Origin of the sequence: Kosakonia sp. SMBL-WEM22 (assembly GCF_014490785.1) — a bacterium.
GTDB lineage: Bacteria > Pseudomonadota > Gammaproteobacteria > Enterobacterales > Enterobacteriaceae > Kosakonia.
This window is the reverse complement of the sequence record NZ_CP051488.1, coordinates 3,977,462-3,992,151: the sequence shown is the minus strand read 5'-3', so window position 1 is coordinate 3,992,151 and position 14,690 is coordinate 3,977,462. Positions and strand designations below refer to the sequence as shown.

General features: G+C 52.7%; 16 protein-coding genes. 8 read left to right on the top strand and 8 right to left on the bottom strand.

What is annotated here, in order from left to right:
• Positions 1-626 precede the first annotated feature (626 nt).
• The 6 genes from HF650_RS19210 to HF650_RS19185 all read left to right on the top strand — a co-directional run bounded on the left by HF650_RS19210 (position 627) and on the right by HF650_RS19185 (position 3,867).
• Complete coding sequence (locus tag HF650_RS19210) at positions 627-842, top strand: hypothetical protein (protein WP_187799954.1); 216 nt, start codon at positions 627-629, stop codon at positions 840-842.
• 688 nt (positions 843-1,530) lie between these two features.
• Positions 1,531-1,743: a hypothetical protein gene (locus tag HF650_RS19205; RefSeq protein WP_187799953.1), complete on the top strand. Its 213-nt coding sequence runs from the start codon at positions 1,531-1,533 to the stop codon at positions 1,741-1,743.
• Positions 1,744-1,959: 216 nt separating this feature from the next.
• Positions 1,960-2,208 (top strand): hypothetical protein, encoded by a 249-nt coding sequence (locus tag HF650_RS19200; protein ID WP_187799952.1) that lies wholly within the window; start codon positions 1,960-1,962, stop codon positions 2,206-2,208.
• A gap of 47 nt (positions 2,209-2,255) precedes the next feature.
• On the top strand, positions 2,256-2,660 hold the full coding sequence (locus HF650_RS19195) for a hypothetical protein (protein ID WP_187799951.1): 405 nt from the start codon (positions 2,256-2,258) through the stop codon (positions 2,658-2,660).
• 49 nt (positions 2,661-2,709) lie between these two features.
• Positions 2,710-3,165 (top strand): hypothetical protein, encoded by a 456-nt coding sequence (locus tag HF650_RS19190; protein ID WP_187799950.1) that lies wholly within the window; start codon positions 2,710-2,712, stop codon positions 3,163-3,165.
• 87 nt (positions 3,166-3,252) lie between these two features.
• Entirely contained in the window at positions 3,253-3,867 is a 615-nt protein-coding gene (locus HF650_RS19185) for a hypothetical protein (RefSeq protein ID WP_187799949.1), read from the top strand.
• Positions 3,868-3,884: 17 nt separating this feature from the next.
• Here the strand turns inward: HF650_RS19185 and mmuM are convergent, their stop codons facing one another.
• The 3 genes from mmuM to HF650_RS19170 form a co-directional block, all read right to left on the bottom strand.
• Positions 3,885-4,823, bottom strand: a complete 939-nt coding sequence (gene mmuM / locus HF650_RS19180) for a homocysteine S-methyltransferase (RefSeq protein ID WP_187799948.1) — start codon at positions 4,821-4,823, stop codon at positions 3,885-3,887.
• A complete protein-coding gene (mmuP, locus tag HF650_RS19175) occupies positions 4,810-6,216 on the bottom strand; it encodes an S-methylmethionine permease (protein ID WP_187799947.1) in 1,407 nt (468 codons plus the stop codon). Before mmuP ends, mmuM begins: the two co-directional genes overlap by 14 nt.
• 120 nt (positions 6,217-6,336) lie before the next feature.
• A complete protein-coding gene (locus HF650_RS19170) occupies positions 6,337-6,975 on the bottom strand; it encodes a hypothetical protein (protein ID WP_187799946.1) in 639 nt (212 codons plus the stop codon).
• A 458-nt stretch (positions 6,976-7,433) separates the two neighbouring features.
• On the opposite strand from HF650_RS19170, the gene HF650_RS19165 reads away from it, so the two are divergent.
• Positions 7,434-9,398, top strand: coding sequence for a methyl-accepting chemotaxis protein (locus HF650_RS19165; RefSeq protein ID WP_187799945.1), 1,965 nt, complete (start codon positions 7,434-7,436; stop codon positions 9,396-9,398).
• A gap of 42 nt (positions 9,399-9,440) precedes the next feature.
• Here the strand turns inward: HF650_RS19165 and HF650_RS19160 are convergent, their stop codons facing one another.
• Entirely contained in the window at positions 9,441-10,049 is a 609-nt protein-coding gene (locus HF650_RS19160; protein WP_223284214.1) for a DUF1349 domain-containing protein, read from the bottom strand.
• 62 nt (positions 10,050-10,111) lie between these two features.
• A complete protein-coding gene (locus HF650_RS19155) occupies positions 10,112-11,446 on the bottom strand; it encodes a cation:proton antiporter (protein ID WP_187799943.1) in 1,335 nt (444 codons plus the stop codon).
• A gap of 146 nt (positions 11,447-11,592) precedes the next feature.
• Here HF650_RS19155 and HF650_RS19150 point away from each other — a divergent pair, with 146 nt between their 5' ends.
• Positions 11,593-11,916 carry a hypothetical protein gene (locus HF650_RS19150; protein ID WP_187799942.1) on the top strand — a complete coding sequence of 108 codons (324 nt, stop codon included), beginning with the start codon at positions 11,593-11,595 and terminating at the stop codon, positions 11,914-11,916.
• Here HF650_RS19150 and proP read toward each other — a convergent pair.
• From proP to HF650_RS19135, 3 genes are all read right to left on the bottom strand, one after another.
• On the bottom strand, positions 11,913-13,388 hold the full coding sequence (gene proP / locus HF650_RS19145; RefSeq protein WP_187799941.1) for a glycine betaine/L-proline transporter ProP: 1,476 nt from the start codon (positions 13,386-13,388) through the stop codon (positions 11,913-11,915). The two genes, HF650_RS19150 and proP, sit on opposite strands and share 4 nt — an antisense overlap.
• Before the next feature lie 248 nt (positions 13,389-13,636).
• Positions 13,637-14,407 carry a hypothetical protein gene (locus tag HF650_RS19140; RefSeq protein WP_187799940.1) on the bottom strand — a complete coding sequence of 257 codons (771 nt, stop codon included), beginning with the start codon at positions 14,405-14,407 and terminating at the stop codon, positions 13,637-13,639.
• 1 nt (position 14,408) lies between these two features.
• Positions 14,409-14,606, bottom strand: a complete 198-nt coding sequence (locus HF650_RS19135; protein WP_023481113.1) for a hypothetical protein — start codon at positions 14,604-14,606, stop codon at positions 14,409-14,411.
• Positions 14,607-14,690: the final 84 nt, after the last annotated feature.

Sequence of the window (14,690 nt, the reverse complement as noted above, 5' to 3'; positions counted from 1 at the left end):
GCCCGTTGTGTTTGCCCGACATATCCACGGTATAGCTCTGAATGAACGTCAATATGATGTTTTCTCTCCTGTCGAGATAAAATCTCTCTCCCTTTAGGGGATAACTTACATGATTTCCTTTGTGAGCGTAGTTCAGATACTGAAAGCTAGTTAGTTAAGAACTTGATAACGTTAGACATGATGAGTAACCGTATATGATTGCGCGCTAAGAATTGAGTAGTCTACGTAAGAAGTCTCTTCTTAAACCCGAGCTGGAGGGTTTTAGATATAGACCGGGTTTGCTGGAATTAATCCTCTCCTCTGTTATCAATGGTGTTTCTGCTCAGGTAAAAGTACACATGCCAGAGTGATTTTTCCGCACAAGGTTTCGACTCTGGCCCGGTAATCATCGTCATTGCCTCAGCAGTATTTATTGTAGAGTCACTGCGCAGCAAATTAGTGGGGATGTAGATAGTTTCGCCTGTTAATAAAATTTTGGATTAGTTTCGTTTAAGCTTCAGCAGTCGTCAAAAAGCTTAAAAAAACAGACGTTACGCATAATAACTTTCGATATTTGGACTTGCTCCTGATAGTATTAAAATACACAGCACTTAATTAACGATAAAAAATCATAATGGGGATTCAAAATGAATATTAAAGGTACGTTTTTTTCAGTTTATTTCATGTTGGCTATTGCAACTACCATATATGGTAGTATCTGGGGCGATTTTAATTATAAAGGTTTTGCATACAATGTCGGCCGTGGGCTGGTCTGGCCTTTCATCTGGTTTCCAACTTTAGGGGCCATTGTCGGCAGTTTACTACTGTTCGGTTTTATAGCTTATGCCTCATTAAAAAAATAAGAAAAAGGCTGCATCTGCAGCCTTTCTTTATTGGCAACTTTCAATTGATTTTTTCATCGCAGAAATCAAGTTGTTCGTTCCCTCGCTGTATACTCTGGATTCCCACTTGTCCGGGTCACCATAGGTATCTTTCATTTTATCGTATGCACATGAGCAAACTTTATGCGCGTAGTCACTTCTGTTCCCGCCTGTGCAACCATCCATAAACTCTGATTTATTTTTATCGCCACATGAAGTGATAAATAGTAAAGATGAAATCAACAATAGCAACCGCATAATAAATCCTTTCTTTTTTATTTATAAACAATCGACGCCGACTGATACATCCATAACAGCTTTATCGTCAAAATATGAAAAAACTTTAGGCTAATCATCATATTTACCGATCTTTTACCGCGCCCTTCCAAAAGAGTGCAACATTTATGCAGGGTCACTTAACCGTCATAAGGGATAAATATTTCGACCTTGCCTCCCTTGATAAATGTCTCAGGAGGGCGCTCCTCATTTTCCACAAGCTAACCAGTGGCGGGCAACTTCATAACTCTAACCCTCTAACGTGATATGGGCGTGCAGTATGGATGTGGATTCTCTGTCGAAAGTATGCAGCCATACGCATTCTAATTTCATTTTTGCACATTAGATAATGCTTAATAGTTACCATAAAAAACTTATAGAAAATGAATGGTATATGGTCTCTTTTGACCATGATGTGTCTTTGCCGTTCTCTCCCCCAGGAACGGCTTTTGCTCTTCTCATGAAAGGCGCATTCCGTTTTGGCATTAAGCCAGATAACAGAGATTGGCAGTTTTTTGTGACCAGAAGTGATATCATCTGCTCACTTATTACAACAGCGTTACGGCACAAAAGAGATCTTTTGCTGGCTAATGAAAAGCGAATATAAGAGACGTTATGGAGCTTAATACAAGAGAGTTGGTTCTGTCTGTCATTAATAATAGCCCCCTACGAGAGGGGTAGATCACCGATGAAGATTTTTTACGGTTTTGTTTATCTGAAAATGACAGCATTACGGGAAAAATCTCAGCAGATAGTGAAACATTATAATCTATGCTGAAAGTATGATGTTGTTATCATTTATATAAAAAATCAGGAGTGTAAAATGAATCCTTGCGATAAAGAAATAAAAACAAAAGCCGATTTTCTGGCTTTTCTTACGTTATACAATCAGGATCTTCACTCTTGTCCCGAAGAGTGGGCTAATCGCGATCTGGCCTCTTTTTTGGATGCGCTAAAGGATTGGATTGAAGAGATGGAGCAGTATTATATCAATACAAAACAGGAGGTTCCGTCAGATGTAAATTGGAAAGTCCTCTATGATATGCTCATGGCAGCCAGAATATATGAATAGGTAGTGATTTTGTATATATTTGCTGGGATATCAATGGCGGAGGAAGCATGAGTGATAATTTTGGATATATGGAGTATGATTTTTCAATGCTCAACAAAATTAAGATATTAGGATCAAACGAAGCAAAGGAAAATTTTCTTCGGCATTATCACTCCTTGAAACAGTATAGATTAAAATGTGTCCTCGATGTTGCCGGTCTGGATAAAGCACTTATCCATGAAAACTATCTTTTGATGAATAATGAGCCTCGCCGCCGAGGTAAATTTATATTTTTCACCGGTAATGCCGTAATAACCAGAAAAAAAGATTTATTGGACTGGCTTGCTAGTCCCATCGAGCGGCACGATCTTATTATTCCTTTATTGATTATCCCTGCCGTTGAAAACGTTCGCCCTGAATACATACTGGCAACCCAGGAAGACCCTCTCTTTGAATTACTGGTGCCGGAATGAATACTTCCATGTTTTATAATTATAGATTGCAACGATGAGAGAGCACTATATGAGGTTTATAGATAATCGTATATTAAAGGAGTGGAAGAAGCTTGGCGCAATTGTTAGCCATGATGCTTTATCAATGGTGTTTTATGAAGTTCTTGAATCTCTTCCCTGGATGGCGGGTCATCTTGATTTCAAGCAGCTTAATATTATAAGTACTTCACTACGCTCATTCTCTGATGACAATGGTGACTTAGAGAGTGAAAAAGTAAGAATATGGATAAATACTGCTGGCACCGTTGAAGATGAGTACATGGCTTTTTGGTATTCACAAAAGCAACCTTGCGTGGTGTGTAGCACTGATTTTGCTTTAGAAAATATCGATGCGGCATACTGGGGGGCTCCCGGTTGGAACTACATGTTTTTGTGCTCAGTAAATAATGGCGTCGTTGTGCCAAATTATAAAAAAATTCTTTGTTATGACTCAGCAAATGAACTCATATTAATAACTACGCAATAAATATCATGGCGCTCATGACATTGTGGGCAATAATTTATAGCATGAGCCATGAGTTCAGTTAATTATTGATCACGCAAAAGGATCTGTATGAGCTATATCGACGGCTTTGACCACGAAATAATCGGCACCCTTGGCTACCTGCCGATCTACCACCCGCTGGAAACCATCAAGGGCGACGGCAGCTGGGGAGCGTATGACTTCAGCGCCACGCCGCAAAACCTGGTGCTGGGCGGCGGGAGTGGCGAGCATCCGGGGGTTGTGGTGCATAACTTGCCGACCCTTGCCGCGCGATTCTTATTGGATAGCCTGACCGAGGCGCAAGCGGAAACATTAAGCCGCGATGAGAGCGAATATCTGGATGGGCTCTATTACGCAGGCGAAACGCTGGAGTTTTGCGGCTGGCGTATCCGTCACTATGCTGAACTACAGACGATGGCGCAAAGTCCGGCGCTGAGGAGTCCCGTCAGCGAAGAGGGGGAGGTAGAGGAGTGGCTTGAGCGCTCACTTGGCGAACTGGTGTGGTTTTCGCTGCCGGATCTGAACCCGGCGCATCAACGGCTGGCGGCCATATTCCAGCGTTTCGATATCTTCCCTTCAATGCGCAACATTGCGGTCGATCCGCCCGGTTATCCGGCCTGCGGCGGCAGGCTTATCATTAACGGCGCGCTGAGCTGGGGATATCAACGCTGGCGTTCACGCTAGCCACCGCAGGGGGACGATCATTTCGTACAACAGTGGTGCAGGGCGGCAATATCTGCAGGCGTTGTGCGACAGCAGCCGCCAATCAGCCTTGCCCCGGAGGCCAGCCACGTGGGCAGATGCCCGGCCAGCGTGTCGCAGGCTGCACCGTGTGCATGCCAGCTTTTGCTTACCGCGTCGTAGGTCTCACCTGAGTTGGGATAGACCACCAGCGGCAGCGCGCTCAGGCTGTGCAGATGTTCCAGCGCATCGTTGGTCTTATCCAGCGCAATGCAGTTAATGCCGAGCGCCACAATCTGCGGCGTCGCTTCCACCACCTTCACCACCTCTGCAAGTGGCGTTCCGTCGCTTAAATGGTGCGCGTCGCGCAACGTAAACGAGAACCATGCGTGCGCCTCAGGCCAGGTCTGCAACAGTGCAGCCAGCGCTTTTATCTCCGCAAACGAGGGGAGCGTTTCGCAGGCCAGCAAATCGGCGCCCGCCGCTAATAGCGCCTCAATGCGCGGGCGATGAAAATCCGTAAACTCCTCAGCGGTGCGAATATAGTCGCCGCGATACTCCGACCCATCTGCCAGATACGCGCCATAGGGCCCAACGGATCCCGCTACCAGCAGCGGCCCGGCCTGCGGGTTTTCCGCCAGCGCGGCATCACGCGCCGCCTGCGCCAGCTCAACGCTTTTGCTAATCAACGCGCGCGAGTGCGCCTCATCCAGGCCGCGTGCGGCAAAGCCGAGCGGTGTTGCCTGGTAGCTGGCAGTTATCGCTATCTGCGCACCGGCACGGAAATAGTCGAGATGCACATCGCGGATCAGCTCCGGCGCTTCCATTAGCACTTTGGCGGACCAGAGGTTATCGGCAAGGTTACAGCCGCGCGCTTCAAGCTCCGTTGCCATCGCGCCATCGAGCACAATAAAGGGCTGCTTCTCCAGCAGCGCGTTCAGGGGGTTAGGGCGCGACATGTTCACTCTCCTTCGCTTTTTCATGATGGGTCAGCCAGTAAGCACCATAGCACAGGGCTACAAAGGGCAACCCGCAGTAGAGCGCAATGCGCTGGTCGGGATCGAACGCCAGGCCGACGCACGCCAGCAGGCAGAGCAGGAAACCGGCGATCGGCACCAGTGGGTACCATGGCGCATGGTAGTGCAGATCCGCAAGCGACTTGCCGGACTGCAAATGGCGGCGGCGAAAGACAAAGTGCGCCGCACAGATACTGAGCCACACGGCCACCACGGCGAAACCGGAGATCGCCGACAGCGCGACAAACACCGTATCGGGAGCGATGACGCTGGAGAGCAGCGCCAGTACACCGCCCAGCATAGAGACGGAGAGCGCCGTCAGCGGCACGCCGTTTTTGGTGACGCGCATAAAGCAGCGCGGCAGCGTCTTCTCGTTTGAGAGCGACCAGAGCATGCGCCCGGAGGCATACAGCCCCGAGTTAGCCGCCGAGAGGATCGCCGTCAGGATAACAAAGTTAAAAATATCGGCGGCATAAGGGATGCCGATCTTCTCGAACACCACCACGAAGGGGCTCTTCTCGACGCCTGCCTGCTGCATCGGGATCAGCGCCGCCAGCACAAAGACGGTGCCGATAAAAAAGAGAATCAAACGCACGATAGTGGCGCGAATGGCGACCGGAATCACCTGCTGCGGGTTCTGCGTTTCGCCTGCGGCGATGCCAATCAGCTCGGTACCGGAAAAGGCAAAGTTCACCGCCACCATGGTCATCAAAATCGGCAGGCCACCGTGGGGGAACCACCCTTCAGCGGTGATATTGGCAAGACCGGGCGCGGCGGAGCCATCCTGCATCGGGATAAAGCCAAAGATCGCCGCGCCGCCAAGCAGAATAAAAGCAATGATGGTGATCACTTTTACCAGCGAGAACCAGAACTCCCCTTCGGCGAAAAAGCGCGTCGAGACGACGTTAAGGGCGAAAACCGCCACGCAGAAGATGACGCACCATGTCCAGACCGGAACATGCGGGAACCAGTACTGCATGCAGAATCCGGCGGCGGTAAAGCTCGAGCCCAGCGCCACTGTCCACGTCAGCCAGTAGAGCCAGGCCACGGTATAGCCGGTTGCCGGGCCAAGGTAGCGCGCGGCATAGACATGAAACGCGCCGGTAACCGGCATCGCTACAGAAAGTTCACCGAGGCACTGCATCACCAGCCAGACCACCAGCGCGCCAATCAGATAGGCTAACAGCGTGCCGGCGGCACCGGTCGTTGAGATGATATAACCCGTATTAAAAAACAACCCGGTGCCAATGACGCCGCCCAGCGACAGCATAATTAAGTGGCGGGTCTTCATGGTGCGCTTAAGCTGCCCCTGCGCCTGATCCTGCTGATTTTGCATACAACCCTCTAAACGTATGGACGTCTAAACATCTGCGTTCAGGGTTTATAACGTGATTGTTAACAAAAAGCCAGTCTCACAGTGGGCAGGGGCAGTTAACTGCGCACTCTCTGGCCGGGGTTAGCTAAAGAACATCACCACGCTCCAGAAGAGCAGAGAGGTGATCATGTGAACCTTCATCACTCGTAGCCAGTTGATGCGCAGGCCAGTGGCATCTGTAAAACGGAACCACTTCAGATGGGGCTGAAAGGTTGCCAGCGTTTTAGCGAGTAACAACCAAATAATTATCGACAGACTGTTTATGCACAGCAGCGTCAGATAATGCACTTCTAATTGCCCCACATTAATGGAGTAAAGCAATTGGGTATTTATTTGCTGATAAAGCCAAAATCGTGCCAAAGCGATCCAGGAGAAGAGCTGTGGAATTGGCAGCGTAGCTGAGATGGCATAAATAAACGCATACCACCAGGAGGCCAGCATAGTGAAAAGATAAAAAAGAAACTCATACAGCAGGAATAATTTCAGCGCACGTGCGGCAGAGCCCGGCCATAATTTCGGCGCACCGCGCGTAAGAAAAGCTTTTACGGCAAAAAAGAGCAGCGCGAAAAGCGAAAAAGCGGCAAGCAGTAAAATCATAACTACACTTACAGCCGCCGGTCCTGCAGCGGCGGCATGGGGACTATGCGCCGCTATCCTGCGGTTTGCCTCATCGCGCTCAAACTCGCTGATATGGCTGTTTCCGTTGTAATCGTTATGCACGATTAATCCTTAGGTGATTATAAATACGCGTGGCGTACATGCTAACTACTTAACAGGGGGAATTAAACTGCCACAGCAAACATCCCATGAAAATGGGTAGTCTGAGTATTAACTTATAAAGTAATGATAGGCCCATAATACACGAGGGTAATGATTTTATTAGTTGGCGAATAGTATCGGGCATTAAGCAAGCCATTAGTAAATGAAGGCAAATATTTAAAACGCTATCTGCTTCACTCGTAACCAATTTTGTGCGGAATAGTTCTGCCTATTGCACCGATTAGTGAAGCTTTAGGGCAAATTGACGATAACGTCTTAGCGTCTCCTTCAATTACGTAGGGGCGTAATTCTCTTTTTTTTATGAGTTCTGATCGCGACGGATCTGCTTTTAGCCCTCCTTTAACAACACCAGTAAGCGCTTTTCATGCGCAAATTTTTATTTTAAGGAAAACAGTATTATGGCTTTCGTAAGATCACTATGTCGCGGTTTGTTGGGTTCCCGTCTGACCGGTGGCTCGCAACCTGCCAACGGCATTTTCGACTGCCGGGATTTACCAACTTCTCTCCCGGCTGCGGGTCTTGGCGCGCGCTCATCCGGTATCTTATTGACCTTCGTGCCGCCCGAAGCAGATTTTCACCGTGTCAGCCAGGCGTGGCAGCGTTTCACCTCTGCCGATCTGACGGTGATTACCCTCTCTTCAAACGGTGCGCTGAGCGCCAGCGGTCGCCAGACAACCTACTGCGCGGGCGACGGGCAAGAGGGGAGTTTCCTGCTGCTGCCGGATAGCCTTATCGCCGAGCACGAGACGCACATTGTCGATCTCCATCTGCATGACACCCAGAGTGCCGCGCAGCGTATTAGCGCCATTCAGCGCGAATTAAACACCATTAAACCGCGCATGGCGCTCTCCGCTGAGCGTACCTTCGCGATGATCTACTGCGACGGGCTCTCCGCCTCGGAAGGCTTCTTCATGCAGGCCTGGTATAACAGCGGCCTCTTCCCGTGCCTGGCGATTGGCGGATCGGCAGGCGGTCGCGCGACCTTTGACGGCACGTGGATCGGCGTCGGTGACCGCGTATTACAAGGCAAAGCGGTGGTTGTTTTCTGCCGCATGGCGGAGGGCAAATCCTTCTCGCCCTTCAAGAGCCAGAACTTTACCCCGCTGGATCAGAGTTGGTTAATTGCCGACGCCGATCCCATCTCTCGCACGGTAACCTCAGTCTTTGACCGCCAGGGGCAACAGAAGGCGTTTACCCAGGCGCTGGCCGAGCACCTGAACTGTAAAGAGTCGCAGCTAAGCGAGCGCCTGAAAGGGCTGACCTTTGGTGTGAAAGTGGGTGACGAGTATTTCATCCGCTCGGTGGCGAAAATTGAGCACGGCATGGTGCACTTCTTCTGCGATCTGGAGTTTGGCGATCGGCTGTTCCTGATGCAGGAGACCGACTTTAAACAGGCGACGCTGCGCGACTGGCAAACCTTTATCACTGGCAAAGGCAAACCTGCCGCCATCATGATGAATGACTGTATTTTGCGGCGTATGGGCAACAGCGATCAGCTGCACGATGCCCACTTCTTTAAAGGTATTCCGGCGGCGGGCTTCTCCAGCTTTGGCGAAATCCTCGGCGTGCCGATTAACCAGACCCTCTCCGCGCTGGTCTTCTTTAACCATGACGTGAAAGCGATGACGCAGTTCCCGGTTGAATATGCCGGTTATGCCGCGCACTACGCCCAGCGCGCGCTGCGCCGTTGGGAAGCGCTGAACAGCATTCAGACCCGCGTGCTGGACCGTGTTGTGAACTATCAGCAGGAGCTGGCGCCGATTGTGCAGGCTCTGCCAGCGCTGGAGGCCGCAACCCAGAGCCAGAGCGAAGCGCTGGTAATGGCAGAAAGCAGTATTCGCGGCATCAGTGATATCGCCACCGAAAGCCAGCGGGCGCAGGGGCGTCTTGGCGAAGGGCTGGATTCGCTGGAGCAGATCTCCAACGGCATCGGCGTGATCACCCACGGCATCAGCAACATCGCTTTCCAGACCAACATTCTTGCACTCAACGCGGCGGTAGAAGCGGCGCGCGCGGGGGATGCGGGGCGCGGTTTTGCGGTGGTAGCAGGGGAGGTTCGCCGTCTGGCGCACTCCTCAAAAGAGCAGGCGGAAGCGACGGCGAGTAATATCAGCGATGCGGTCAACACTATCTCGCATATCCGCGAAGTCGCCAGCAAAACGGTGGAGACCGCAACCGATATGGCGGAGCGTAGCATTCTTGCCGCTAACGCCATCGCCGAGATGAGCCAGCAAACACGCCAGGAGCGGGAAAACATCGCCAAACAACTGAGCAACCTGCGCACCCTGACCGCCGGGATGGATGCGATGCAGGAAGCGGTTGCGCAATTGAAAGTGCTGCAAACCCTCTCGACGGGCCGTTAAGGCACGATGGTGCAGACCTCCGGCGGCGCAGGCTGCCTGGGGTCAGCTCAAATCATGCAGCGTTTTGCCGAGCGGGCGGGTGATGCGAAGCTGTTCGAAGCGCACATCCAGCCCCGCTCTTTCCGGGGAGCAGCACATCACACCAACAAAGCGATGACCGCTGTCCTGCCACGGAAAGAGCCGCAGCAGCGGCCACGTTTTACCATCGGCGGAGTATTGCAGGCGTAACGCCTGCTTCTCAAGCGTCGCGCGCATCCAGAACTCACGCGCATCGCCCGGGAAAACGCCGGTCGACCAGTCAGACTGCCCCTGCGTCACCACACAGCCAATGGCGGGCGCGCCATCGTTATACTCAATGCCGCTTTTTACCCACTGCGTTTCGGACGCTTCAATAAAGATCCCCGCCTGGTCATAGAGCTGTTCAAACGCGGCGGCGATCTTCACTTCAAGGGTAAACTCCCCCTCCAGCATAAAACCAAAAGCATGGCCGGAGTGCCGCTCAAAGCCGTACCAGGTCTTGACCCAAAAATCGGTATTTGCCCCGGTGCGCATCAGCAGTTGCTCATCGCTCTGTGTAACGTGGGCCGGTTTATTTATCCATAGCCCCTTTTCTGACGTGAAGCTCTCAATCGGTGTCACAGGCAACCTCATCAATGTTTACAGGAAAACCGCGGCCACTCTGCCACGCTTTTGCAGTGATTGCCGGGCGGTGCTTAACGTTTCGCTTTGCGCGCCAGTTTTTTATTGCGCACCGTTAATAGCGGCGTCACCGATATGCCGTGCAGCAACACGCTCAGGGTCACAATAGTGATAGCAATATGGGCGACGATATTGCCATCCTCCCCTTGCAAACCGTGGACATAGGCATAGGCAATATAGTTAAGGCTGCCGATACCGCGAATGCCGAGCCAGCCGAGGCTCGCGCGGTGAAACCATGTGGTGCCGGAGCGCAGCGTCACAATAAACACTGATAGCGGGCGGATCACCAGAAACAGCACAAAGGCCAGCCCAAGCGCGTGTGCATCCCAGTGATGCGAGAGGGTAACACCAAGGACAATTACCAGCAGTGCCGCCAGCAGTCGCTCAACGGTATCGCCAAAAGAGAGAGCGTCGCCAATCACCAGGCCTACGGATTTAATTGGGTTCTGCTCCTCCAGCGCATGGCGCAGGTGCGGGTTAACCTGCATCTCCGCTGGCACATCCTCCTCCTCTTCGGGATCGCCGTGGCGCTTCTGCACGCTCACTTCGGCGCTGCGCAGGCCAATCCCGGCAGCAAAGGCCGCGAGGAAACCGGAGGCATCGACGGACTGGGCCAGCGCGAAACTCAGGCAGATCAGCGCCAGCGCGATAAAGTCGCTGGGCGCAACTTCGCCCTGTTTATGGCGTGAACGGGTTGCTATCAGGCCAATCAGTCGGCCCAGACCGTAGCCGATGAGCAAGCCGCCGACCAGCGCCCAGAGCAGATCGATGCTCAGCCAGTGCAGCAGCTCTTCGCCCGACGGCACGCCATCGGCTTTGTACCAAATCAGCGCCAGCATTAAGAAGGGGAGCGCGGTGCCGTCATTAAGCCCCGCCTCGCTGGAGAGCGCAATGCGCAGCTGGTCATCATCGCGCGCGTCGTTGATCGCCACCAGGCTTGCCAGCACCGGATCGGTGGGCGCCAGGATCGCGCCAAGCGCCAGCGAGAGCGGCCAGGCCAGATCGAGCAGATAGTGGGCGGCGACCGTAATCCCGCCAATGGTCAGTAGCATAGCGGGCAGCGCCAGCTTAATGCCCATCTTCCAGTAGGGAGAGGTGAGCGGCAGGCGGATTTTCAGGCCAGTAATAAACAGCGAGGCTGCCATCGCGATTTCACTCACGCGGCGAATAAGCTCTGCATTCGCTTCAATATCGATATTAAGAACGCCCATCTCCCACGGGCCGCAGATAATGCCAACCACCAGATATAAACCAAACACCGGGATCGGCACGCGGCTTATCCAGCCGTAGGATAACGACATCAACAGTAACAGGCCGCCGGTCGCGGCCATCCACATCAAATAACTCATACTCCTCCACATCAGGCCGCAACCTGAACATTGCACCCCAAAAGGTATAGTTGTTGAAAAAGGTCTGCACCAGGCCAGACGGCGCGAATAGTGCAAGGGCTGAGCATTAGCTACGCTTAGAAAAAGCGGGCGTAACGGGGGTTCAAATGAGCAAGAAGATCATGCAGGAGTATCTTGTGCTGGGCGGCAAACACCACGGCGAGGTGTGGCGTGGCGTCTATCCGGCGATGGGGCTTAATCTCTCGAAGCATGATGAGCGCTTCGGGCAGTTCTATGACCGAAGCGGGCAGAAGAAGGTGGAGCTATCGCGTAAAGAACAGTACTTCATTACCGAGTGGCTATCGCCCGAAGGGCACACCTATCTGCTGGCAACCGCCGAAGATCTGACGGAGTTTAATATTGAAGAGGAGATAGGCCGGAGCGCGCCACCGCTCCGGCCTCTGGATAGCGCTATTGAAGACTGGGCTTAGCCGTGTTCATGCGCCGTCTGCGTTTTTAACCGTTTCGAGGCGCGCTGCTTGCGCAACTTATCAATCAGCTTGTGCGCTTCTGCGCGCGTGGCGACCGCGGGCGACGACCCGCTTAGCGGTTTACGCGCCGTTTCGCGCAGCGTCAGCACGGTCAGGGCGCCAATCACCCCGGCGCCCATCATGTAGTAAGCGGGCATCATCACATTGTGGGTGGTATCAACCAGCCAGGCGGTGATCAGCGGCGTCGTACCGCCAAAAAGCGAGACCGAGAGGTTAAAGCCAATCGCCAGCGCGCTGTAGCGGATATCGGTGATAAACAGCGCTGGCAGGGTTGCCGGCATGGTGCCACTAAAGCAGGTGTGCAGCACCCCCAGAATTACCAGCCCACCGAAGACCGCCCACATGTTGCCAGAGCCAATCAGCATAAAGCTCGGGATCGCCAGCAGCACCAGCCCCAGCGCGCCGAAAGCGATCACCGGGCGGCGGCCCAGACGGTCAGTCCAGTGGCCCCAGGCGAGCGTCAGCGGCATCATCACGAACATGATCACCATCACCAGCAGCAGTCCGGTCAGCTCGCTCATCCCCAGCACGCTGGTCAGGTAGCTCGGCATATACGACGTGAGCATGTAGTTTGAGACGTTAAAGACCAGCACCAGGCCAATACACTGCAGCATCTGTTTGCGGTATTTGTGCAGCATCTGCAACAGCGAAAGTGTTGGTTTGCTGTGCTCCAGCGCATCCTGCTTATCCATATGCTCTTTAAAGGCCGGCGTCTCTTCCAGCTTCAAGCGGATATAGAGGCCAAACAGGCCGAGCGGCGCGGCGAGGAAGAAGGGGATACGCCAGCCCCAGCTATGCATCGCCTCACTCGGCAGCACGGCAATCATAATGGTCACCAGGCTGGCACCCAACAAATAGCCGCCAAGCGTGCCGAACTCGAGGAAGCTGCCCATAAAACCACGGCGCTTATCGGTGGAGTACTCGGCGATAAAGGTGGCTGCGCCGCCATATTCACCGCCGGTGGAGAAGCCCTGAACCAGGCGCGCCACCAGCAGCAGGATCGGTGCGGCAATGCCAATGCTGTCGTAGTCGGGAATCAGGCCGATACAGAAAGTCCCAATCGACATCATGATCATCGTTAGGGCGAGGATCTTCTGGCGGCCAAAGCGGTCGCCGAGCGGACCGAAGACCATGCCGCCAATCGGGCGAACCAGAAAGGCCGCGGCGAAGGTGCCAAAAGAGGCGATCAGCTGTGCGGTGCTGCTGGCACCGGGAAAGAAGACCTGGCCGATAATTACTGCCAGATAGCTGTAAACGCCGAAGTCGAACCACTCCATCGTGTTGCCCAGCGCGGCGGCGCTGACGGCGCGTTTCAGCAGCTTATTATCGATGACCGTGATGTCTTCGACGGTCAGTTCACTGGCCGTTGCGGCCGAATTCGTGTGGTGCGGTAAAGTCGTTCCGTTGCTCATAAACTCCCCATGAGTGCTGGTGGTGCGACCTTATAGCTTTCGCAGCCGTAGTGCTCAAATGGAGGGAAATGAAAGCTATAAGATGCAAGAAAAAGCAGATTGCCGACGTTTTCGGCAGGGGCACACCATAATTAAAATTTATGGATGAGGCAAATTTTTGGCGCAATTCGCTACTTTTATACTGGAAAGCTGAATATTAACGTGCCGTGAGTAAAAGTAGCGGAACAAGCTAATCCCTTAGCTTGCATTCACTTCGGAGACCGCAGTTTGTTGATGCCCATCGCCATCACCTGTGAAGGGTGGAACAGCGACAAACTCTCCACCTGCGACAGCAGCAGCACCTTGCGGAAATCGAGCGCTGACATTGGCTCCGAGGCGAGATCGATATCATGTTCGTCGTACCATGCGCTGTAGTTATGCTCGACGCGCAGATCCAGCGTCTCATGGTTGCGGTAACCGCTCAGCATCGGGATGAGCACAATGTTGTTGGCATCGCCGACATCGAAGGTGGCGGTATGGATCATGCCGATATAGATGCGCTGCGATTTCAGGGTGATCCAGGCCAGATCGCCGCGCTCCATGCATTGGTAGATCAGCCCTTCAATGCCGTTGGCGCGCGAAAGATGTTTATACAACTCGCGGCGACCGGGAATATCGAGGCGCGCACTGCTGGACCAGTTCGAATGCCACAGGCAAAACAGCACTGCAAAGGCGAGCATAATCACCACCGGTGCCTGGATGCCGAGGAAGGTCCAGTTCATAAACGTCATATGCAGATGGTGCTCTTCCGCGCCAAACGTGCCGGGAAAAGTATTCATCACCGCCGAAGTGGCGAGCAGGCAGAGCCAGATGACTGCGGTAGCGATGATCCCCTGTAGGACGAAGACGCAGCCATAGAGCGCCACCAGAAAGTAGACGTCCCAGCCGAAGCTGCGTTTAAATTTGAAGCGTGTCGAGAGGTCGTGTGAGGTGTACCAGTAGCCGCAAACCATCAGAACCATGAATATTGCTGTACCCATCCTAAGCCCTCTTCAATGCATCAACGTGCTCTCTGAAATCTTCCTGTACCCTTTTGCAGTGGATATTCACCGAGGCGTTGCCGTCAGCATCGACCACAATGCGCTCACCATCTTCAATCGAATCCTGTATTTCACTGTGACTCATCACCTGTAACAGCTTGTCAGGGCTGGCAAATAAAGAACGAAGTAATTTTCTCATTAATAAACCTCCGCAGAGAGTATAGAAACCATTTCATGAATGTGTGAAATTTCCGAGAAAATTCTGTGCGAGAGAGATCTAAAA

What these genes read in the sequence shown, in the direction of transcription:
- HF650_RS19205 (WP_187799953.1), top strand. Translation starts at nt 1,531, where the DNA reads ATGGTCTCTTTTGACCATGATGTGTCTTTGCCGTTCTCTCCCCCAGGA.
- HF650_RS19135 (WP_023481113.1), bottom strand. Translation starts at nt 14,606, where the DNA reads ATGAGAAAATTACTTCGTTCTTTATTTGCCAGCCCTGACAAGCTGTTA.
- HF650_RS19210 (WP_187799954.1), top strand. Translation starts at nt 627, where the DNA reads ATGAATATTAAAGGTACGTTTTTTTCAGTTTATTTCATGTTGGCTATT.
- HF650_RS19140 (WP_187799940.1), bottom strand. Translation starts at nt 14,407, where the DNA reads ATGGGTACAGCAATATTCATGGTTCTGATGGTTTGCGGCTACTGGTAC.
- proP (WP_187799941.1), bottom strand. Translation starts at nt 13,388, where the DNA reads ATGAGCAACGGAACGACTTTACCGCACCACACGAATTCGGCCGCAACG.
- HF650_RS19200 (WP_187799952.1), top strand. Translation starts at nt 1,960, where the DNA reads ATGAATCCTTGCGATAAAGAAATAAAAACAAAAGCCGATTTTCTGGCT.
- HF650_RS19160 (WP_223284214.1), bottom strand. Translation starts at nt 10,049, where the DNA reads ATGAGGTTGCCTGTGACACCGATTGAGAGCTTCACGTCAGAAAAGGGG.
- HF650_RS19165 (WP_187799945.1), top strand. Translation starts at nt 7,434, where the DNA reads ATGGCTTTCGTAAGATCACTATGTCGCGGTTTGTTGGGTTCCCGTCTG.
- mmuP (WP_187799947.1), bottom strand. Translation starts at nt 6,216, where the DNA reads ATGCAAAATCAGCAGGATCAGGCGCAGGGGCAGCTTAAGCGCACCATG.
- HF650_RS19195 (WP_187799951.1), top strand. Translation starts at nt 2,256, where the DNA reads ATGAGTGATAATTTTGGATATATGGAGTATGATTTTTCAATGCTCAAC.
- HF650_RS19185 (WP_187799949.1), top strand. Translation starts at nt 3,253, where the DNA reads ATGAGCTATATCGACGGCTTTGACCACGAAATAATCGGCACCCTTGGC.
- mmuM (WP_187799948.1), bottom strand. Translation starts at nt 4,823, where the DNA reads ATGTCGCGCCCTAACCCCCTGAACGCGCTGCTGGAGAAGCAGCCCTTT.
- HF650_RS19150 (WP_187799942.1), top strand. Translation starts at nt 11,593, where the DNA reads ATGAGCAAGAAGATCATGCAGGAGTATCTTGTGCTGGGCGGCAAACAC.
- HF650_RS19190 (WP_187799950.1), top strand. Translation starts at nt 2,710, where the DNA reads ATGAGGTTTATAGATAATCGTATATTAAAGGAGTGGAAGAAGCTTGGC.
- HF650_RS19155 (WP_187799943.1), bottom strand. Translation starts at nt 11,446, where the DNA reads ATGAGTTATTTGATGTGGATGGCCGCGACCGGCGGCCTGTTACTGTTG.